This is a genomic window from Nitratireductor aestuarii (assembly GCF_014641695.1).
Taxonomy (GTDB): Bacteria; Pseudomonadota; Alphaproteobacteria; order Rhizobiales; family Rhizobiaceae; genus Chelativorans; species Chelativorans aestuarii.
Map to the genome: position 1 here is coordinate 178,323 of NZ_BMIF01000001.1, position 18,839 is coordinate 197,161.

General features: G+C 59.7%; 21 protein-coding genes. 11 read left to right on the forward strand and 10 right to left on the reverse strand.

Annotated features, from left to right (window positions below):
• Positions 1 to 211 precede the first annotated feature (211 nt).
• Complete coding sequence (locus IEX27_RS00920) at positions 212 to 1,423, reverse strand: NADP-dependent isocitrate dehydrogenase (protein WP_188719048.1); 1,212 nt, start codon at positions 1,421 to 1,423, stop codon at positions 212 to 214.
• 254 nt (positions 1,424 to 1,677) lie between these two features.
• Between IEX27_RS00920 and IEX27_RS00925 the strand changes: the two genes are divergently transcribed.
• The 4 genes from IEX27_RS00925 (at position 1,678) to IEX27_RS00940 (ending at position 5,760) form a co-directional block, all read left to right on the forward strand.
• On the forward strand, positions 1,678 to 2,469 hold the full coding sequence (locus IEX27_RS00925) for an RNA methyltransferase (RefSeq protein WP_188719049.1): 792 nt from the start codon (positions 1,678 to 1,680) through the stop codon (positions 2,467 to 2,469).
• Positions 2,470 to 2,472: 3 nt separating this feature from the next.
• The gene (gene murI, locus IEX27_RS00930) at positions 2,473 to 3,351 is read left to right on the forward strand and encodes a glutamate racemase (protein ID WP_188719050.1); all 879 of its coding nucleotides are present in this window, start codon (positions 2,473 to 2,475) and stop codon (positions 3,349 to 3,351) included.
• Between the two features lie 180 nt (positions 3,352 to 3,531).
• The gene (gene rpsD, locus IEX27_RS00935) at positions 3,532 to 4,149 is read left to right on the forward strand and encodes a 30S ribosomal protein S4 (RefSeq protein ID WP_188719051.1); all 618 of its coding nucleotides are present in this window, start codon (positions 3,532 to 3,534) and stop codon (positions 4,147 to 4,149) included.
• A gap of 84 nt (positions 4,150 to 4,233) precedes the next feature.
• Complete coding sequence (locus IEX27_RS00940) at positions 4,234 to 5,760, forward strand: glycosyltransferase family 39 protein (protein WP_244630175.1); 1,527 nt, start codon at positions 4,234 to 4,236, stop codon at positions 5,758 to 5,760.
• Between the two features lie 2 nt (positions 5,761 to 5,762).
• On the opposite strand, the gene IEX27_RS00945 is transcribed toward IEX27_RS00940, so the two are convergent.
• The 3 genes from IEX27_RS00945 to IEX27_RS00955 are packed head-to-tail and all read right to left on the reverse strand — an operon-like array spanning position 5,763 to position 7,974.
• Entirely contained in the window at positions 5,763 to 6,164 is a 402-nt protein-coding gene (locus tag IEX27_RS00945) for a GtrA family protein (protein ID WP_188719566.1), read from the reverse strand.
• The gene (locus IEX27_RS00950; protein ID WP_188719052.1) at positions 6,164 to 6,976 is read right to left on the reverse strand and encodes a ChbG/HpnK family deacetylase; all 813 of its coding nucleotides are present in this window, start codon (positions 6,974 to 6,976) and stop codon (positions 6,164 to 6,166) included. Before IEX27_RS00950 ends, IEX27_RS00945 begins: the two co-directional genes overlap by 1 nt.
• The gene (locus IEX27_RS00955; RefSeq protein WP_244630176.1) at positions 6,973 to 7,974 is read right to left on the reverse strand and encodes a glycosyltransferase family 2 protein; all 1,002 of its coding nucleotides are present in this window, start codon (positions 7,972 to 7,974) and stop codon (positions 6,973 to 6,975) included. Before IEX27_RS00955 ends, IEX27_RS00950 begins: the two co-directional genes overlap by 4 nt.
• A gap of 197 nt (positions 7,975 to 8,171) precedes the next feature.
• Between IEX27_RS00955 and ttcA the strand changes: the two genes are divergently transcribed.
• Entirely contained in the window at positions 8,172 to 9,092 is a 921-nt protein-coding gene (gene ttcA / locus IEX27_RS00960) for a tRNA 2-thiocytidine(32) synthetase TtcA (protein WP_188719054.1), read from the forward strand.
• Positions 9,093 to 9,141: 49 nt separating this feature from the next.
• Here the strand turns inward: ttcA and IEX27_RS00965 are convergent, their stop codons facing one another.
• Positions 9,142 to 10,431: a multidrug effflux MFS transporter gene (locus IEX27_RS00965; RefSeq protein ID WP_188719055.1), complete on the reverse strand. Its 1,290-nt coding sequence runs from the start codon at positions 10,429 to 10,431 to the stop codon at positions 9,142 to 9,144.
• Between the two features lie 159 nt (positions 10,432 to 10,590).
• On the reverse strand, positions 10,591 to 10,923 hold the full coding sequence (grxD, locus tag IEX27_RS00970) for a Grx4 family monothiol glutaredoxin (protein WP_188719056.1): 333 nt from the start codon (positions 10,921 to 10,923) through the stop codon (positions 10,591 to 10,593).
• A gap of 208 nt (positions 10,924 to 11,131) precedes the next feature.
• Between grxD and IEX27_RS00975 the strand changes: the two genes are divergently transcribed.
• A complete protein-coding gene (locus IEX27_RS00975) occupies positions 11,132 to 12,259 on the forward strand; it encodes an ATP-dependent DNA helicase (RefSeq protein WP_188719057.1) in 1,128 nt (375 codons plus the stop codon).
• Here IEX27_RS00975 and IEX27_RS00980 read toward each other — a convergent pair whose 3' ends face one another.
• Positions 12,260 to 12,661, reverse strand: a complete 402-nt coding sequence (locus tag IEX27_RS00980) for a SpoIIAA family protein (protein WP_188719058.1) — start codon at positions 12,659 to 12,661, stop codon at positions 12,260 to 12,262.
• Positions 12,662 to 12,768: 107 nt separating this feature from the next.
• On the opposite strand from IEX27_RS00980, the gene IEX27_RS00985 reads away from it, so the two are divergent.
• The gene (locus tag IEX27_RS00985) at positions 12,769 to 13,515 is read left to right on the forward strand and encodes a pyridoxine 5'-phosphate synthase (protein WP_188719059.1); all 747 of its coding nucleotides are present in this window, start codon (positions 12,769 to 12,771) and stop codon (positions 13,513 to 13,515) included.
• 27 nt (positions 13,516 to 13,542) lie between these two features.
• Here IEX27_RS00985 and IEX27_RS00990 read toward each other — a convergent pair whose 3' ends face one another.
• The gene (locus tag IEX27_RS00990) at positions 13,543 to 13,938 is read right to left on the reverse strand and encodes a VOC family protein (RefSeq protein ID WP_188719060.1); all 396 of its coding nucleotides are present in this window, start codon (positions 13,936 to 13,938) and stop codon (positions 13,543 to 13,545) included.
• 185 nt (positions 13,939 to 14,123) lie between these two features.
• Between IEX27_RS00990 and IEX27_RS00995 the strand changes: the two genes are divergently transcribed.
• The 3 genes from IEX27_RS00995 (at position 14,124) to ilvC (ending at position 16,490) form a co-directional block, all read left to right on the forward strand.
• A complete protein-coding gene (locus tag IEX27_RS00995; RefSeq protein ID WP_188719061.1) occupies positions 14,124 to 14,522 on the forward strand; it encodes a type II toxin-antitoxin system PemK/MazF family toxin in 399 nt (132 codons plus the stop codon).
• A gap of 259 nt (positions 14,523 to 14,781) precedes the next feature.
• Entirely contained in the window at positions 14,782 to 15,432 is a 651-nt protein-coding gene (locus IEX27_RS01000) for a TetR/AcrR family transcriptional regulator (RefSeq protein WP_188719062.1), read from the forward strand.
• Between the two features lie 38 nt (positions 15,433 to 15,470).
• Positions 15,471 to 16,490, forward strand: coding sequence for a ketol-acid reductoisomerase (ilvC, locus tag IEX27_RS01005; RefSeq protein WP_188719063.1), 1,020 nt, complete (start codon positions 15,471 to 15,473; stop codon positions 16,488 to 16,490).
• A gap of 78 nt (positions 16,491 to 16,568) precedes the next feature.
• On the opposite strand, the gene IEX27_RS01010 is transcribed toward ilvC, so the two are convergent.
• Together IEX27_RS01010 and IEX27_RS01015 are read right to left on the reverse strand one after the other, a co-directional pair.
• Entirely contained in the window at positions 16,569 to 16,961 is a 393-nt protein-coding gene (locus tag IEX27_RS01010; protein WP_188719064.1) for a hypothetical protein, read from the reverse strand.
• Positions 16,962 to 17,050: 89 nt separating this feature from the next.
• Positions 17,051 to 17,578, reverse strand: coding sequence for a BA14K family protein (locus tag IEX27_RS01015; RefSeq protein WP_244630177.1), 528 nt, complete (start codon positions 17,576 to 17,578; stop codon positions 17,051 to 17,053).
• Positions 17,579 to 17,719: 141 nt separating this feature from the next.
• On the opposite strand from IEX27_RS01015, the gene IEX27_RS01020 reads away from it, so the two are divergent.
• Positions 17,720 to 18,832, forward strand: a complete 1,113-nt coding sequence (locus IEX27_RS01020; RefSeq protein ID WP_188719065.1) for an endonuclease/exonuclease/phosphatase family protein — start codon at positions 17,720 to 17,722, stop codon at positions 18,830 to 18,832.
• Positions 18,833 to 18,839: the final 7 nt, after the last annotated feature.

Consider the following 18,839-nt stretch of genomic DNA (forward strand, 5'->3'; position numbering starts at 1 on the left):
ACAGGCTGATTCGGGCGGCGAAAATAGTGCTATGCTATATTAGCGCTGACTGTACCGTGTTCTAACGGTTAATGCTACAGTATAGCGATTGGGAAAAGAGGACGTATTCACTTATGCGATGTGAATAGTTTTCTTGTCTGGGTATGGATGCGAAGGTTGCTTTGGCAACAAAAGAAAAGGGCTGGTCGATGCCAGCCCCTTCCTGAAATCCTTAGGCCATTGCCTTCTGGAGGTTTTCGTCGACCTTGTCGAGGAAGCCCGTGGTGGAGAGCCACGGCTGATCCGGGCCGATGAGCAGCGCCAGGTCCTTGGTCATGTGACCAGCTTCAACCGTATCGATGCAGACGGTTTCAAGCGTCGTGGCAAACTTTGCCAGCTCTTCGTTCCCGTCGAGCTTCGCGCGGTGGGCGAGGCCACGGGTCCAGGCGAAGATCGAAGCGATCGAGTTGGTCGAGGTTTCTTCGCCGCGCTGATGCTGGCGATAGTGGCGGGTAACCGTGCCGTGTGCAGCTTCAGCCTCGACGGTCTGGCCATCCGGCGTCATCAGCACGGAGGTCATCAGGCCGAGCGAGCCGTAGCCCTGTGCAACCGTGTCGGACTGGACGTCGCCGTCGTAGTTCTTGCAGGCCCAGACGTAGCCGCCGGACCACTTGAGGCTCGAAGCCACCATGTCATCGATCAGGCGATGCTCGTAGGTGATCTTGGCTTCCTTGAACTTGTCGGCGAACTCGGCCTCGTAGATCTCCTGGAAGATATCCTTGAAGCGGCCGTCATAGGCCTTGAGGATCGTGTTCTTCGTGGAGAGATAGACCGGGTAGCCCATCTGCAGGCCGTAGTTCAGCGAAGCGCGTGCGAAGTCGCGGATCGAATCGTCCAGGTTGTACATTGCCATGGCGATGCCGGAGCCCGGCGCGTCGAACACTTCGTGCTCGATGACCTGGCCGTCTTCACCGACGAACTTGATGGTGAGCTTGCCCTTGCCGGGGAACTTGAAGTCGGTTGCGCGGTACTGGTCGCCGAAGGCGTGACGGCCGACGATAACCGGCTTCGTCCAGCCCGGAACGAGGCGCGGAACGTTCTGGCAGATGATCGGAGCACGGAAGATCACGCCGCCGAGGATGTTGCGGATCGTGCCGTTGGGCGACTTCCACATCTTCTTGAGGTTGAACTCCTCGACGCGCTGCTCGTCCGGGGTGATGGTCGCGCACTTGACGCCAACGCCGTGCTTCTTGATTGCATTGGCGGCGTCGATAGTGACCTGATCGTCGGTCGCGTCGCGATTTTCGATCGAAAGGTCGTAGTATTCCAGATCGATGTCGAGGTAGGGGTGGATCAGCTTGTCTTTGATAAGCTGCCAGATGATGCGGGTCATTTCATCGCCGTCGAGTTCCACGACGGGATTTGCTACTTTGATTTTCGCCATTCTTAACCTCTTCTCGACAATCGCGGACCTTCCGCCCCCAAAGGCATCGCTTTGAGCGTGCGACCCTATAGCATCGCAATTCCCGCAGGCAAAGCTCTTGGCGCGACGAAAAACCATGGAAAGCGGCGCTTTACGATGGTTGGAGAAGGCGGTAGAGCGTGATGCGACAGAACAAGGGCATTTTGGCTCCAACATCCCGCATTTCTCCGAACGCGGCGACCTTTGCCCGATCGGAAATGCTCTGACAGGTATTCATGGCTGGAACAGACAAACAGCAGGCAATGATTGCCGACGGACCGGCAATCATCCTTGTGGAACCGCAGCTTGGCGAGAACATCGGCATGGTGGCGCGCGCCATGGCCAATTTTGGTCTGGCTGAACTGCGCCTGGTCAATCCGCGCGATGGCTGGCCGAACGAAAAGGCGAGGGCAGCTGCCAGCAAGGCAGACCACGTGATCGACGGGGCGAGGGTCTTCGACCGCCTTGAGGACGCGATCGCGGATCTGAACTTCATCTTTGCCACGACTGCCCGTCCGCGTGACGGGTTCAAGCCTGTTCGTGGACCGGTGGAGGCGACGGTCGACCTGCGCGCGCGCCATAACCGCGGCGAGCGCGTTGGCATATTCTTCGGCCGCGAGCGCTGGGGCCTCACCAATGAAGAAGTGGCGCTGGCTGATGAGATCGTCACCTTTCCGGTAAATCCGGCTTTTGCATCGCTCAACATCGCGCAGGCCGTCCTGCTGATGTCCTACGAGTGGATGAAGACGCAGCCAGATGAAGCCGTTCGTCCACAGATGGCTGAGAGGATTCCTGCGAGCAAAGATAGCCTTAATAGCCTGATGGACTACCTCGATCGCGTTCTTTCGGAACGCGGCTATTTCCGCACCGCCGACAAAAAGCCCAAAATGATCGACAACTTAAGGGCGTTGTTTACGCGGCCGGCCTTTACTGCCGAGGAGCTTACAGCGTTGCGAGGGGTACTTGGTTCGCTGGAAAAATACTCTCCAAAACGGCCCAAGGGCTCCGGGAGCCCGGACGAGGAATAAATAATGGGAACGAGGCCGATCCTTTTCTTCGACTCGGGGATTGGGGGACTTTCGGTAGTCAAGGAAGCGCGGGTGCTGCTGCCCGAGCACCCTTATGTCTACGTGGCCGATGATGCGGCCTTTCCCTATGGCGGCTGGGAAGAGGACGCGCTGCGTGAACGCCTGGTAGGGCTGTTCGGCAGGCTCATCGACCGCTTCGATCCGGCTGTGATCGTCATCGCCTGCAACACAGCCTCCACGCTCGCTATTGCCGAGCTGCGCGCCGCATACCCCGGCCAGCTCTTCGTCGGCACGGTTCCGGCGATCAAGCCAGCGGCCGAGCGCACTCGCTCGGGCATTGTCTCGGTGCTTGCCACCCCGGGCACGGTCGAGCGCCAGTATACCCGCGACCTCATCAGCACCTATGGCAGCCAGTGCCACGTGCGGCTGGTGGGTAGCCAGAACCTTGCTGCTCTGGCCGAGCAATACATGCGTGAAGGCTTCGTCGACGAGAAACAGGTGCGCGAGGAGATCGCGCCGTGCTTCATCGATATGGATGGCCGCCACACGGACATCGTGGTGCTGGCCTGCACGCATTATCCCTTCCTTGTCAACCGGATGCGCAAGGTCGCTCCCTGGCCGGTGGACTGGATTGACCCCGCGGAAGCCATCGCGCGAAGGGCCATGGCGCTCGTGACGCCGCCTGCAGGCGAGGTGATGGACCACGTTGACTACGCGTACTTTACCTCAGGCGAACCGCCCGCGAGCCTGCGCAGGCTGATGCGCGGCTTCGGCTTTGTGACGAGCACGGAGAAGCTGCTTGTGGCAGAAGCTGTCCTGCCCAATTCGCTGCGTCAGATTGCACGAAACGTGCCGGAAGCGTTGACTCCCGCCGCGAAGTAACCTAGAGGAACCCCCGCACAGAGGCTCTTCTGGGTCTCTGGGCACTCCAACGTGTCCCGTGGAAATCCGGCGTAGCGTGCGCTGGGTTCCTGTCAGGCCTCAGATAAAGGGGTCAGAGGAGGGCGCGTTCCTTTGCCCGTAACATGTCGTTGCGGGTGCAGTTATTTGAAAGGGAATGCGGTGAGCAAGCGCCACTCAGCCAAGTACAAGATTGACCGTCGTCTTGGCGAAAACATTTGGGGACGTCCGAAGTCCCCGGTCAACAAGCGTGAATACGGCCCGGGCCAGCACGGCCAGCGCCGCAAGGGCAAGATGACCGACTACGGTCAGCAGCTCCGCGCCAAGCAGAAGCTCAAGGGCTACTACGGCGATCTTTCCGAGAAGCAATTCCGCAAGATCTACGAGGAAGCCAACCGTCGTAAGGGCGACACCAGCGAAAACCTGATCGGCCTGCTCGAGTCGCGTCTGGACGCAATCGTCTACCGCGCCAAGTTCGTTCCGACCCCGTTTGCTGCTCGTCAGTTCGTCAACCACGGTCACGTTCTGGTCAACGGTCGCCGGGTCAACATCCCGTCCTTCCGCGTCCGTCCGGGCGACGTCATCGAAGTCAAGGAAAAGTCCAAGCAGCTGGCTCTGGTCCTCGAGGCCGCACAGTCCGCTGAGCGTGACGTTCCTGACTACGTTGAAGTCGACCACAACAAGATGACGGCCAAGTACGTTCGTACCCCGGTTCTGGGCGATGTACCCTACGCGGTACAGATGGAACCGAACCTGGTGGTCGAGTTCTACTCGCGCTGATATACCCCATTCGGGTTGCGACAAGGCGTCCGGCAGGTCATGCTGTCGGGCGCTTTTTTTATGAGATGAACGAGGAGCGGGGCATTGTCTATAGCGCGCGAGACCAGAGCGCATTCAGCCGGAATCGGGCAGAACACGGCGGGTCAGTGGTGGCAGATGCTGGCACTCCTGGCGGTTTTCGTGGTCCTGTGGACAGTCTATCCCGTCATGACGCGCCTCAACCTCGACCCCTATGGCGACATGCTCGAAAATTTCGCCTGGGGCATTGGCTGGCAGTGGGGCTATTTCAAGCATCCGCCGTTCTTCGCCTGGACCACCGCCGCCTGGTTCGAAGTCTTTCCGCGCGCCGACTGGGCCTACTATCTTCTGTCTGCAGTGAATGCAGCGCTCGCCGTCTTCCTGAGCTGGCGGATCGCGCTGCGGTTCCTCGATCCATGGCGCTCTCTGCTCGCCGCTGCACTCTTCTTCTTCCTTCCGCCGACGACGTTCCTCGCAACGAAGTTTAATGCCAATTCGGCACTTCTGCCGCTCTGGCCACTGATCGTGCTCTTCTACCTGCGCTTCCTTGAAAACCGGAAGCTGAGTGACGCGCTGATCCTGGGCGTTGCCGCTGCCATCGGGATGCTGACCAAGTATTTCACCGCTGTGCTGCTGCTGCCGATCGTCCTCCACATTCTGTTCGACCGCGAGGCACGCTCGCTTCTGCGGACACCCACGACATGGATCGCGGCGGCGATCTTCCTCGTGGCTCTCGTGCCGCATTTCGGCTGGCTGGTGGAAATGGACTTCCTGCCGATAACCTATGCTGCTTCGCAGGGCGACGGGCACGTGCTGGACGGCGTAACCTCCGGCATCCGCTTCCTCGGCGCGCTCATCCTCTACGCGCTGCCGATGGTGCTCATTCTCTATATTGCGTTTCTGCGAAATCGCGTGGGCGGTAAGCGGTTCGTTGACCGGTCCGGCCTGCAGTTGTTCCGCGATACCGTTGCAGGACGTGCGCTTGCCTGGACGACTTTCGGCTCGATCATCGTGACGCTGATTATCGGGATTGTGCTTGGCACGCGGCTCAGCTCCGTGTGGGGCCTGCCGATGTTCTTCGCGGTGCCAATTTTCCTTCTGGCAGCCATCCCTGGAGGTGCACTTGAGGCAAGGCGAGACGTTATTCCAGTCATTGTTGCCATTTTCTGCAGTGCGTTGATCGCCGCAACTCCGTTCGTTCTTTATCTCGGGGTATCTGAAGAGAAGCACTACAGCCATGTGCCCGTAGAGGCTGCGGCGGATGCGCTTGAAGTCGCATGGAGCCGCCATACGAATGCGCCGCTGATGTATGTCGCAGGCGACAAGGTGCTGTCGAGCGGCGCCAGCTTCTACGGAAAATCAAAGCCTTATTCGTTCATCGACAACTCTTTCGCGAAGACGCCCTGGATCAAGCCGGAGGATATCGCCCGGCACGGGATGGCAATTGCCTGCCTTGCAGACCAAGCCGTCTGTGAGCAGAGCCTGGAGTCGTTTCCGGTCGAGTTCAGCGAAACCGAGACGGTTTCCGTTCTGGATGCGACTGGCAAGGAGTGGACCGTGAAGCTGCACTTCGCGTTGCCCGAAAACGGGTAAGCTCAGACCACCTTGTCCTCGATTGACCAGCGGGCGGCGAAGAAGTTGAGCACGGCGCCCACAACGATACCGATGAGCTTGGCCGGCAGCAGCCCGACAAGCGGCGTCAGCAGCACCAGCGCCAGGCTGGACGAACCAAGCGAAATGGCTGCACCTGATAAAGCAAAGCGGAGGAAGGATTTCTGCTTGCCGAGCGTTTCCGCTGCGTCAAAGGTCCAGCGCGAATTGACCGCGTAGGAGAAGGTCACGGCCACGGCCCAGGCGAGAACATTTGCGACGAGGGCAGGGAGCCCGGCCCACGCCAAGGCCGTGAAGACGAGGAAATCGATTCCCGAATTGGCGATGCCGACGGCTGCGAAGCGGATCGCCTTGGAGCTCAAGCGTCGTGGGTGAGCTGTCTCCATCACGAGCGCGGCCGCGCGAGTTCTGTACCGGTCGAAGCCAGCAGCGCGGCAAAGGCATCGCTGGCGAGAAAGCGCAGCTCCTCCTCGCGCGCATCGGTGAACGCGTCCCGTGAGCGCAGCACGTCATCCACGAAGCCCGGATGGCACATGATGACGGCACCCTCGGGGAGGGCGGAGGAGAGTGCTGAGAGCGTCTTCTCGAAGAGTCCGGTCTGCTTCCACGGATAAAAGCCTGCAAGCGGTCCATGCACCGTTAGGCCCGCATCCGTGATCTGCCGCTCGAACCCTGCGGCCAGTCCCTTCACGAAGGAGATCTTTGGCCAGATGTTGGCTGGCGCACCCTTGAGCGTCGGCGCTCCGCGCACCCATGGCTTATGATCGTCAGCCACACCGGCGAACCGATCGGTGATCCACTGGCGCACAGGCTGAAGGAAATGGACGTGCTGGTGCCCGTCCACATAGGCCGGAAGCCTGCCGATCTCGGAGGTGAAGCGGTCGAGCTGCGCGTCGAGCTCGCGAAAGATCTTTTCGGGCCGCATCGCGCCGCTTGTCACGCCCAGGATGACCTTCTTGAGGGGCGGAAGCTTCTCGCCAGTGAGCCCCATGAAATCGGTGAGGGTGAGGTGGAGACCGATTTCGGCATTGTGCTCGACTGGTCTGAGATCACGCACATGTTCCGCCCAGTCCGGAAACAGCGTCATGCATCCGGTGCCCGACAGCCGCCCCTGTTCGATGAGCGCGCGAATCCCTTGGGAGACGCCCGGGGAGAATCCATAGTCATCGGCGACAAGGCGGAAGGAGCGCGGCTTCATGCTTCAGTCGTTCGAGGCATCTCTTGCGAGACGGCTGTCTGCTGGACCGCCGGTCCCGACACGGATTTCAGGATGTAGATCGGACGATGCTTCGCCTCGCTTAGGGCCGCCCAGACATATTCCCCGACGAGCCCGACGAGCGCCAGGTTGAGCCCGCCGATGACCAGCACTGCGACCATGAGGCTCGGATAGCCGGGAACGGCCACGCCGCTGAACAGCACTTCCAGAATGATCTTGATTCCATAGAGGAAGCCCAGGATCGCGACGAAGGCGCCAAAGACCGACAGAATCCGCAGCGGTACCACCGAGAACGAGGTAAAGCCCTCGACGGAAAAGGCGATGAGCTTCCGCTTCGACCACTTGGTCGCGCCCGCCTTGCGCGCCGCCGGCATGTACTCGATCCGCTCCTGCCGGAAGCCGGTCCAGGCATAAAGCCCCTTGTTAAAGCGCTTGCGATCCCTGAGCTGCCGCATGGCGGCGGCGAAACGCTTGGTCATGACGCGGAAATCGCCGGCATTTTCCGGGATCTCGTAGCGCTGGCCCATGTTCATGATCTTGTAGAACGTGCCCGCAAACCAGCGCGTGAGCAGCCGGTCGTCCTCGCGGTTGGCGCGGACCGCATAGACCATGTCGAGCTCCGGGTCCTTCAGGATCCGCGAAATCATATCGAGCGCCACGTCGGTCGTGTGCTGCAGGTCGGCATCCATCAGCAACACGTAATCGCCCTCGGAATGGTCGAGGCCTGCAAGGATTGCCGTCTCCTTGCCGAAATTGCGCGAGAGAGACAGAAGCTTCCAGTCGCCATTCATATGGGTCTCGAACAGCGCCACGCTATTGTCCGTGCTACCGTCGTCCACGAGAATGAAGCGGGTCGTGAGGCCAAACCGCTCCCGCACCGCATCTGCAAGTTCGACTGCCATCCGCGCGAAGTGGATAGCCGACTCCGCTTCATTCAGGAACGGAACGATGACGTCGAGTTGCTTTGCTTTGTTGGCCACGGCTAGTCGCTTGAATCCCATTACTTTTGTCACACAGGGGTATTGCGTCCTACGCGTCGCCGCAAGAGGCGAGATCAGGAGCTTCTACCTAAAAACTGGCCTATACCATGCATTTGGCGGGTATTTGTCCGATCAAAGCTTTTCCATTGATAAGCAAAATGCATTAGAGCTGTCGTCACGAACAGGACGGATGCAGCATGGAACTTGATCTCGGCATTTCACCATCGGACACGCGGGACGATAGTCACGTTCAGCACGAAGATACAAGCTTCGCGGAGAGCCTGCCCATCTACCGCGATGCGCCATCGTCGGTTGAGTTCAACAAGCTGCGCAAGCGGCTGCTGAGACAGGTGCGAGAGTCGATCGAGGCTTTCTCGATGGCCCGGCCCGGAGACCGCTGGCTGGTGGCGCTTTCCGGCGGCAAGGATTCCTACGGGCTTCTGGCGGCGCTGATGGACCTGAAGTGGCGCGGGCTTCTTCCGGTAGAGCTCATCGCCTGCAATCTCGACCAGGGACAGCCCGGCTTCCCGAAACACATCCTGCCGGAATTCCTTGATCGCATCGGCGTCCGCTACCGCATCGAGTACCAGGATACCTACTCGGTCGTCACCGAAAAGATCCCGGAAAATCGGACTTACTGTTCGCTCTGCTCGCGGCTGCGCCGCGGCCATCTCTACCGTGTCGCGCGGGAGGAGGGATGCAGTGCGCTGGTGCTGGGCCACCATCGCGAGGACATCCTCGAGACCTTCTTCATGAATCTCTTCCACGGCGGACGTCTGGCCTCCATGCCGCCGAAGCTGGTCAATGACGAGGGTGATTTGATGGTGCTCCGCCCGCTCGCCTATTGCGCTGAGACGGACCTGCAGAAATTCTCCGACGCCATGAAGTTCCCGATCATCCCCTGCAATCTCTGCGGCAGCCAGGACGGCCTGCAGCGTAACGCCATGAAGGCGATGCTGACCGATATCGAGAAGCGCATGCCGGGCCGCAAGGACACGATGATCCGCGCGCTGGGCAATATCCGCCCCTCGCATCTCCTCGACATGAAGCTGTTTGATTTCGCCGGGCTGGAACCGGACGGCAAGCCTCGCCCGGGACCAGCTGAACCGCTGTTTTGATAGTCGCTACAACGAAAAAGGGGCCCCGTTTGGAGCCCCTTTTTTCTTGTTAGTGCTTAACCGCTGGACTGATCTGCTGGAACAGTTTTCCGCGTTCCGCGATCAGGACCAGGACGAGCGACAGCAGACCGAGGATGAAGTAGCCGGCAGCGATTGGCGTCAGCGATCCATCAAAGCTGATGCCGATCAAGGCTCCGAACAGGCCCGAACCGATGGTGCTGACGAAGCCCTGCACCGAAGCCGCAGTGCCTGCAACATGGCCGAGCGGCTCCATGGCAATGGCGTTGAAATTGCCGGCCACCCAGCCGAACTGGAACATCGCGAGCGAGAAGAGCAGGAAGAACAGCCAGAACGGCACCGGACCCAACAGCGTGATGATCAGCCAGATGCCGGAGATGCCGATGAAGCCGATAAGCGCTCCATGCGACAGCCGGCGCATGCCGACACGTCCGACCAGGCGGGAGTTGCTGTAGGACGAGATAGCCATCAGCGAGCCGCCGAGCGCGAACATGTAGGTAAACACGTCCTCCATGTCGTAGATGTCGATGTAGATCTGCTGAGCCGAATTGATGAACCCGAACAGCGCACCCATGATCGCCGTGGTCGCCAGCATGTAGCAGGCGGCAAGGCGGTTGGTGATCACGATCCGGAAGCCCTGAAGGATGGAGCTTACCGCGATCGACCGACGGTTTTCCGGGGCAAGCGTCTCCGGCAGGCGGATCCATGCCCACACGGCGATGCCAGCCGTCACGGTGGCCGTCAGCACGTAGATCATCGGCCATCCGCCGAGCGACATGAAGATGCGTCCGAGTGTGGGAGCGAAGATCGGCACGACCATGAAGATCATCATGATGATCGACATGACTTCTGCCATCCGGCGGCCGCCGTACATGTCGCGCACTGCCGAGACGGCGATGACACGCGTCGATGCCGCACCGAAGCCCTGCAGCGCGCGCAGCACGAGCATCAATGCAAAGCTTGGAACGAAGGCGGAGATGATCGAGCCGATGATGAAGATGCCAAGTCCGAAGAAGAGCGGCCCGCGACGACCGAAACGGTCGGCGAATGGGCCATAGAAGATCTGCCCGAGGCCGAGGCCCATCACATAGGCGGTGATCACCAGCTGGCGGCTGTTCTCGTCGTCGACGTTAAGGGCTGAACCCATCTGCTGAAGGGCGGGCAGTACGACATCGATGCCAAGCGCGTTGATCGACATGATCGCGGCCGCAAGTGCAACGAACTCCTTCTTGCCGATGAGCGAAGCGGGGTCGTAGCTCGGTTGAGCTCCAATAGAAGATGCAGAGCCGGGTTGCGGCTCTTTCACAATAGATTTGTCCATGATTGGCTCCTGGCCAAAAACTCAAAACGCCATGGGCGTTGGAATGTGGTAGCACTGCCGGAACGGCAGTTTTCAATTTCTTGAAACAGATGCGCCGACGAATCGCCGGCGCATCGCAGTATCCGAATTATCTGCCGGTCGCCCGGCGAGCTGACGGGGTCAAGCAGCCCGGACGGCTACTCCCTTGTCGCTCAGGAACTGCTGCAATTCACCGGCCTGGAACATTTCGCGGACAATGTCGCAACCGCCGACGAATTCACCCTTCACATAAAGCTGCGGGATGGTCGGCCAGCTGGAATAGTCCTTGATGCCCTGGCGAATTTCATTTGAGGCGAGGACATTGATGCCCTTGTAGTTGACGCCGAGGTAATCGAGGATCTGCACGACCTGACCCGAGAAACCGCACTGCGGCATGTCCGGGACGCCCTTCATAAAGAGCACGACGTCGTTCGACTTGACCTCGTTGTCGATGAATTCGTTGATGCCTGTCATCGGCCCAGTCCTTTCATTTCCGGGTTCAAGGCCCGGAACCCCAAAACAATCAAGGCTTATCTATTGCAGGATCCATCACTGTGCAATGTCTAAGCCCTGTGTCGGAAGATAATATAATGGGCCGAAAGGGAAGGGTGAAACGATTGGCTCAGGCAAATGCTGGGCGTGCGGGCTGTTCAGATGCGCCAGAATCTGGTTTCTGGAGGCCATGAAATTCTCACCGCAACAAGATGAAGCCCTGCAGGCCGTGGCAAAATGGCTGGCCGGCGGGCGCAAGCAGGTTTTCCGTTTGTTCGGCTATGCCGGAACGGGCAAGACGACGCTCGCGCGTTATTTCGCCGAGCACGTTGATGGCGACGTCCAGTTCGCAGCCTTCACAGGCAAGGCCGCCCAGGTGCTGCGCTCCAAGGGCGCGAGCAACGCCCGTACGATCCACTCGCTGATCTATCGCCCCAAGGGCGAGGAGGCCGTGGAGGACGAGACAACCGGCAAGACGATGATCTCGCCGACCTTCTCGCTCAACCGCCAGAGCCCGATTGCCAAGGCGAAGCTCATCATCATCGATGAGTGCTCCATGGTGGATGAGGCTTTGGGCCGCGACCTGATGTCCTTCGGCACACCGATCCTTGTGCTTGGTGATCCGGGGCAGCTTCCGCCGATTTCGGGTGGTGGCTTCTTCACCGACCATGATCCCGATTTCCTGCTGACGGAAATCCACCGTCAGGCGCGTGATAATCCCATCCTCCGGCTGGCGCTTGATGTGCGCGAAGGCCGCGAGGTGGACTACGGCGAATATGGGGAGGCGCGCGTGATCTCCCGCAACGAGATCAACAGCGACATCGTCACCTCGGCGGATCAGGTTCTGGTCGGCACCAATCGCACCCGCCGCCGCTACAATCAGCGCCTGCGCGATCTGCGCGGCTTCGACGCGCTCTACCCGCAGGCTGGAGACAAGCTTGTCTGCCTGCGCAACGATCCGGCCAAGGGCCTGCTGAACGGCTCGCTCTGGAAGGTAATGACATCGTCGCGTGAGACAGTGAAGCCCGGCATCAATCTTCTGGTGACGCCGGAAGAAGACGATCCCGATCGTGGCGTTGCCAAGATCAAGCTCCTGAAGGCTGCCTTCGATGAGCCGGACGCCGAAATTCCGTGGCAGACAAAGAAGCGCTACGATGATTTCGACTATGGCTATGCGCTGACCGTCCATAAGGCGCAGGGTTCGCAGTGGAATGAAGTGGTGCTGTTCGACGAAAGCTTTGCCTTCCGTGATACGCGCGCGCGTTGGCTGTACACGGCCATAACGCGCGCGGCAGAGCGCCTTACCATCGTGCGCTAGCTAGACGGGAAGGGGGCTGGCGCCGATCCACGCCCAGGCCTCGTCCGCTTCATCGAGATCGAATTCCTTGATCTCGATGGATGTGAACGGCTTGGCGACCGTAATGCCGGTCCTGATCCAGCCTTCGGCGCCAACAAGCGCGATCCTGCGGATATGCTTGAAGGCTTCGGCCTTGCCCGAATAAGTTTCGCCTCGAAACAAGGTGCTCCAGTCGAGCCCGTCATAGTCGTGGACGATCACGATGATATCGATGAGCTCGTGAAGCAGAGAAGCACCTTCGATGAGGCCATAAAGGTTCTCGATGTCGGCGGCGACGATTTCGCCGGTCACCTCAAATGCGAAAACATCGTCCCGATCGGTCTCAATTCGCTTTACTCTTGGCGGTGTTTCGTTGTTCAGCATCCGTCACCTGTCCTTCGCTATCGCATTGAAACGGCAATTTCCCCCTGTCAGTTCCGCTTTGATGGAGTATAGCGGTTGGCTAAAACGTCCTCGCACGGGATTCTGTCATGCCGGCAAAGCTCTCTGTAAACCTCAACGCCGTTGCGATGCTGCGCAACCGCCGCAACCTGCCATGGCCGAGTGTCACGGGAATTGGGCGTCTGGCGCTGCAGGCGGGCGCTCGCGGCCTGACCGTTCACCCCCGCCCGGACCAGCGCCACATCCGCTTCTCTGACCTGCCGGAGATCCGCAACCTGATCGATGACGAATTCCCTGATCGGGAGTTCAACATCGAAGGCTATCCGAGCGAGGAGTTCCTGAAGCTGGTCGAGGATACAGAGCCGGAACAGGTCACGCTCGTGCCTGACAGTCCTGAGCAGAACACGTCCGACCACGGCTGGTCATTCAGCCAGAACCGTGAGCTGCTGGCGAGGGTGATCGGACGTCTGAAGAAGGGGGGCTTCCGTGTTTCCTGCTTTGCCGATCCGGATGCGAGCCTCGAGGAACTGAAGATCGCCAGGGAGCTGGGCGCCGACCGTGTCGAGCTCTACACCGGCCCATATGGCGCCTGCCACGATGATGCGGCGATGGCGAAGGTGGAGCTTGAAAAGCTCCGCGAAACCGGTTTGCGCGCGGAGAGCCTCGGCCTGGAGATCAATGCCGGCCACGATCTGACAGTCGAAAATCTGCCGGACCTGGTAACGCACCTGCCAATGTTGGCCGAAGTTTCCATCGGCCATGCTCTGACGGCCGATGCGCTGGTTCACGGCATTTCCGAAACCGTCCGCCGTTACAACAAGGCGCTTGGCTGGTAACACCTACCAGCCAAACATCGCCAACGATCAAACGTAGCGCCCTTCGCGCTGGATCACCTCGATCTTGTATCCGTCAGGATCGGAGACGAAGAAGAAGCGGGCGAGGGGCACGTCATCCTTCGTTAGTTCGACGATATCGCGCGGCTGGTAGCCGGCTTCACGAAGGCGCGTGTGCTCAGCTTCGATATCCTCAACCGTAAACGCGAGGTGCCCGTAGCCTTCGCCAAGATCGTAGGGATCGAGGCGACCCTTGTTGATCGTGAGCTCCAGCTCGAACTCCGACTCGGCATTGCGCAGGTACACCAGCGTGAAGCTGTCGAACTCGAAGCGCTCTGCGACCTCTAGGCCGAAAACGTCCTTGTAGAAGTTGACGGAACGCTCCTCATCGAGGACGCGGATCATCGAATGAACTGCCTTGGCCATAGCTGACTCTCTCGTTCGTTTACGGGGTTGCGCTTATAGTGCTGGCAGCTGACCTTGTCTTCAAGCCGACGCAAGGCAAAATGCCTCGTTCGTTGCTCTCTCTCCAAAACTGTACCTTGATTAGCGTGCTGGAAGCGGCGATTGTTCGGTTTGCTTGAGCAGCGTTCCGTTGGGTGGGGCGGTTTATGGCGTTGCAGTTCTTTCCGAGGGCAGGGCAAGTCCTGCTTTGTGATTTCTCAGGCTTCAAACCACCAGAGATGGTCAAGAAGCGACCTGTTATTGTTGTGTCACCGCGGCTGCCATACCGATCGCAATTGGCCGCTATAGTACCGATCAGCCTGACCGAGCCCCGACACGGGATGCCGTATTGTTGCCGCTTGTCCAAGAATTATCATCCCCTTGAACCGGATGACCTTCCAAGTTGGGCAAAATGCGACATGCTGGTGAATATCAGCTTGGAAAGATTGGAGACCTTCAAGATTGGGCGCCGACAATATGCGTCGGCCAACTTGACGCCTCAAGATTTGAAAGCTGTTCGATGGTCAGTTCTCTGCGGTTTGGGGCTGGACAAGGGCATTGAATGAAGCCGTCAGCGAGGCTATATTTGCCTGGTAACCCGGTCGTCGGGCTTTAAGACCTAGATTACTAGGCAGGCGATTCATTAAGGCGATGACAAGCCGTCGGATCGCCTTGTAACAGATGTCCCAAGACCCCGCTTCGGCGGGGTTTTGTGTATCTGGTGGTGATGATCTTGATGTTCCTGTTCTTCCCCAATCCAACATACCGCTTGCGCAACGGGCTCCATTGTGAGAGAACCGTACCGTACGGTACGGAGAATTTCAGTTGCCTGAGCGTCAGTCCAAGGAAGAGCTAACACCGCGTCAGCAGGATGTGCTGGAACGCGCGCTGGAGCTGCTTGTGGCTGGCGGCGAAAAGGCGCTGACGACGGCGGGACTTGCGCGGGCCGCCAATTGCTCCAAGGAAAGCCTCTACAAGTGGTTCGGCGATCGGGATGGCCTGCTCGCCGCAATCATTGCCCATCAGGCGAGCAAGGTGCGCGGTTTCACCGACACTGGCGCGACGCTCTCCCGTGATGCTTTCGAGATGCACCTGACGGGCTTTGCCGAAGATCTTCTGCGCGTACTGTCCGGCGAAGTTTCGTTGGCGCTCAACCGTCTGGCGATCGGGCAGGCGAGCCGCGAGGGCAACCGCCTCGGCGCGCTGCTGGTTGCGCAGGGCCGGCGCAGGATCGATCAGGCTGCAACGCGCTTGCTCGAGGCGGGCAAGCGCTGTGGTCATATCCACTATGACGATCTGGACGATGCCTATCGCACCCTTTATGGGCTTATCGTCCGTGACTTGCACGTGAGAATGCTTTTGGGAGAAGCCGGTTTGTTCAAGCCGCGATCGCTCGAAGCGCAGGCGGAACACGCCATTCAACAGTTTTTCGCGCTTTTTGGAGTGCGGGAGAAGGAGACGGCAGGGCGCGTCTGAGCGGTCTGTCCAGAACACCACCAAGGAAGGAAATCGAAATGCGTGTCTATTACGATCGCGATGCGGATTTGAACCTCATCAAGGGCAAGAAGGTTGCCATCGTCGGCTACGGCAGCCAGGGCCGCGCCCATGCGCTGAACCTGAAGGATTCCGGCGCCAAGGAACTCGCTGTTGCGCTCCGCCCCGGTTCCTCGACCGCCAAGAAGGTCGAAGCTGATGGCCTGAAGGTCATGACCGTTGCCGAGGCTGCTGCCTGGGCTGACCTCCTGATGATGGCTACGCCTGACGAGCTGCAGGCTGGCATCTACAACAGCGAGATCGCTCCGAACATCCGTGACGGCGCAGCGATTGCTTTCGCACACGGCCTGAACGTTCACTTCGGCCTCATCGAGCCGAAGAAGACTGTCGACGTTGTCATGATCGCGCCGAAGGGCCCGGGCCACACGGTTCGCGGCGAGTACCAGAAGGGCGGCGGCGTTCCCTGCCTGGTTGCAGTTCACCACGACGCTTCTGGCAACGCGCTTGACCTCGCTCTCTCCTACGCCTGTGGCGTTGGCGGTGGCCGTTCGGGCATCATCGAGACCACCTTCCGTGAAGAGTGCGAAACCGACCTGTTCGGTGAGCAGGCTGTTCTCTGCGGCGGTCTGGTCGAGCTCATCCGCGCTGGCTTCGAGACGCTGGTCGAAGGCGGTTACGCTCCGGAGATGGCATACTTCGAGTGCCTGCACGAAGTGAAGCTGATCGTGGACCTGATCTACGAAGGCGGCATCGCCAACATGAACTACTCGATCTCCAACACCGCTGAGTGGGGCGAGTACGTCACCGGCCCGCGCATCATCACGGAAGAGACCAAGGCCGAGATGAAGCGCGTCCTGAAGGACATCCAGACCGGCCGTTTCACCGCCGAGTGGATGCAGGAGTGGCATTCCGGTGCAGCTCGCTTCAAGGCGACCCGCCGCCTGAACGACTCCCACCAGATCGAGGAAGTCGGCGCAAAGCTGCGCGGCATGATGCCGTGGATTTCCAAGAACAAGCTGGTCGACAAGGACCGCAACTAATTCGGCTCACAGACCTGAAAGAAAGGGCGGCGTCTTCGGACGCCGCCTTTTTTATGTGGGGCTGCTGGAACGCAGCACTTACTTGTAGACAGAGGTTCCGCAATGACCAGATGGATGTGCAGCGCACGGGTGCTTCACGTTCACCCTCTGGCGGGTGACGGGTGGCTCAACGACGTACGGCTCGACGACAAACAGGTCGTGTTGCGGCGATGGCCGGGGAGTGGGCGTACGGGCAAGAGGGGTTGCTCGCTGCATCGCCTCTTCATAGGTGAGGCGCTGTGCCCTCTGCGGATATTTGTAATGGTACTCCTGACCAATATAATCCTGAACCTTGATCAGGTTGGGGTTGGTCGTCTGGATTGACCTTGTTGCGATCCCCTTGGCCATACCGGCCTGCGCGGGCAGGGGCTGCAATCCGCCCGCAATTGAAATGCTGCTGATCAAAAGCGCGAGTGAAATCCATCTACGCATGAAATGCTCCATAAGGAAAAAAGCCCCCCGAGAGGGCGGCGTCGGGTAACGCCGCCTTTGGCGTCGGGCGCTGGCCGCGTGTTTTCGCGTTAGCGCCAGAAGGGGGATATGCACTGGCTCCGCACACCGCGGCTCGGCTGATAGGTGTTGTCGTAGGCCGTGTAGGTCCGGTAGCGCGTCGCGCACCAGTTCACATGCGAGGGAGGCATGGAATATCCGGGCTGTACGGCCTGCGGTGCTGCATAGACAGGCGCGGAGTACACTGGCGCCACAGGCTGCGGGGCAGCGTATGTCGGCGGAACGGCGTAGACAGGATCCGGTCGTTGAATCGGGCGGACCTTCAGTTCGTATGTAAAGGTGTGGCCGTGGGTGGGTGCTGGAACAACGCGCGGTACGGTGTGGTGATACGGCCGGTAGTGAGACCTCGTGCCGTGTCTGTAACCGTATGGAGCGGATTCATAGATGTAGCTTTGAACCTTGACCAGGTTAGAACCCGAGGTTCCTGAGGGCTTACCCGAAAGCTGCCCGGTCATGGCTGCGTGGGCAGACAGAGAAAAGAGGCTCAGTCCAATGGCGGCAATACTGCTGATCAAAATGGGGGATGGATATTTACGCATAAACAACACTCCACAAACAATATCCGCCCTCCGTGAAATAGTTATACTTCTGAAATGAACGCTGCATGAATAATCAGCGTCCGCCGAATACTCCTTCGCTTTTTTCTTGCCAACGGTCGCGCTTGATCCCACAACTGTTCAATGTCCGTTCGCATCGCCACCTTCAATATCGAGAACCTGATGAACCGGTTCGATTATTCCGGTTTCCGCAACGGCTTGCATCAGGACCGCGCCCTCGCGCTGTTTTCGATCAAGGACGAAGAGGAATACCGTCTGCTCGAGCGCGCCCGCGCCATCGCACACGCCGACGACACGCGACAGCTGACGGCGCTGGCAATTGCCGCCACGCGCGCCGATATTCTCTGCCTGCAGGAGGTGGACAACGCGGCCGCTCTGAGGGCCTTTGAATACGGCTATCTCTTCAAGATGATCGGCAGCGGCTATCGCGAATCCTACACGTCGACCGGAAACGATTCCCGCGGCATTGACGTCGCCATCATGATGCGGACGGAAACGCGTGACGGCGATCCGATCGAGCTCGTCCGCGTCACCTCGCACGCGCATGTGACCTTCGATGACTTCGGGCTCTACGATCCTGCGCTGGAGCCCCTCAACATTCATCCGAATGATCGCATCTTCCGCCGCGACTGCCTGGAGGTGGATCTCAAGGTAGGCGGCAAGGCGCTGACGATTTATCTCGTCCACTTCAAGTCCATGGGCCCCGGGCGCAACGGCCTCAACGGCCGCGATGCAACCATGCCCGTCCGCATGGCGGAGGCGGCTGCCGTGCGCCGGATCATCGAGACGCGCTTTGGTGCGGACAAGGCCGCCCGCAGGCGTTGGCTCATCTGCGGCGACTGCAACGACTATTACGAGCGTGTGCTGATCCACGGCGACGAGGTCACGGGCTATGAGTTTGAGCCGGTCAAGGAGGAGATGTCCTCACTCGATCTGCTGCTCGCCGATGGCTTCGCCGAAAATATTGTCTCGCGCAGACCTGAGCTCGACCGCTGGACGCTGTTTCACACGCGCGGACCCGATGAGCGCCACCTCTGCCAGCTCGACTATCTGCTGCTCTCTCCGGCGCTCGCAGAGCGTAACAGTCAGGCTGTGCCCGACATCATCCGCAATGGCCAGCCGTGGCGCGCCATCTTCCCGCCGGGGCAGGAGGTCGACCGCTTCCCGCGCACCGGATGGGACCGGCCCAAGGCATCGGATCATTGCCCGGTGGCGGTGACGCTCGATCTGCTCTAAACATGGG

Coding starts and splice junctions, on each gene's coding strand:
- IEX27_RS00920 (WP_188719048.1), bottom strand. CDS start 1,423: ATGGCGAAAATCAAAGTAGCAAATCCCGTCGTGGAACTCGACGGCGAT.
- IEX27_RS00925 (WP_188719049.1), top strand. CDS start 1,678: ATGGCTGGAACAGACAAACAGCAGGCAATGATTGCCGACGGACCGGCA.
- murI (WP_188719050.1), top strand. CDS start 2,473: ATGGGAACGAGGCCGATCCTTTTCTTCGACTCGGGGATTGGGGGACTT.
- IEX27_RS00945 (WP_188719566.1), bottom strand. CDS start 6,164: ATGGAGACAGCTCACCCACGACGCTTGAGCTCCAAGGCGATCCGCTTC.
- IEX27_RS00950 (WP_188719052.1), bottom strand. CDS start 6,976: ATGAAGCCGCGCTCCTTCCGCCTTGTCGCCGATGACTATGGATTCTCC.
- ttcA (WP_188719054.1), top strand. CDS start 8,172: ATGGAACTTGATCTCGGCATTTCACCATCGGACACGCGGGACGATAGT.
- IEX27_RS00965 (WP_188719055.1), bottom strand. CDS start 10,431: ATGGACAAATCTATTGTGAAAGAGCCGCAACCCGGCTCTGCATCTTCT.
- grxD (WP_188719056.1), bottom strand. CDS start 10,923: ATGACAGGCATCAACGAATTCATCGACAACGAGGTCAAGTCGAACGAC.
- IEX27_RS00975 (WP_188719057.1), top strand. CDS start 11,132: ATGAAATTCTCACCGCAACAAGATGAAGCCCTGCAGGCCGTGGCAAAA.
- IEX27_RS00980 (WP_188719058.1), bottom strand. CDS start 12,661: ATGCTGAACAACGAAACACCGCCAAGAGTAAAGCGAATTGAGACCGAT.
- IEX27_RS00985 (WP_188719059.1), top strand. CDS start 12,769: ATGCCGGCAAAGCTCTCTGTAAACCTCAACGCCGTTGCGATGCTGCGC.
- IEX27_RS00990 (WP_188719060.1), bottom strand. CDS start 13,938: ATGGCCAAGGCAGTTCATTCGATGATCCGCGTCCTCGATGAGGAGCGT.
- IEX27_RS00995 (WP_188719061.1), top strand. CDS start 14,124: ATGGCGTTGCAGTTCTTTCCGAGGGCAGGGCAAGTCCTGCTTTGTGAT.
- ilvC (WP_188719063.1), top strand. CDS start 15,471: ATGCGTGTCTATTACGATCGCGATGCGGATTTGAACCTCATCAAGGGC.
- IEX27_RS01010 (WP_188719064.1), bottom strand. CDS start 16,961: ATGCGTAGATGGATTTCACTCGCGCTTTTGATCAGCAGCATTTCAATT.
- IEX27_RS01015 (WP_244630177.1), bottom strand. CDS start 17,578: ATGCGTAAATATCCATCCCCCATTTTGATCAGCAGTATTGCCGCCATT.
- IEX27_RS01020 (WP_188719065.1), top strand. CDS start 17,720: ATGTCCGTTCGCATCGCCACCTTCAATATCGAGAACCTGATGAACCGG.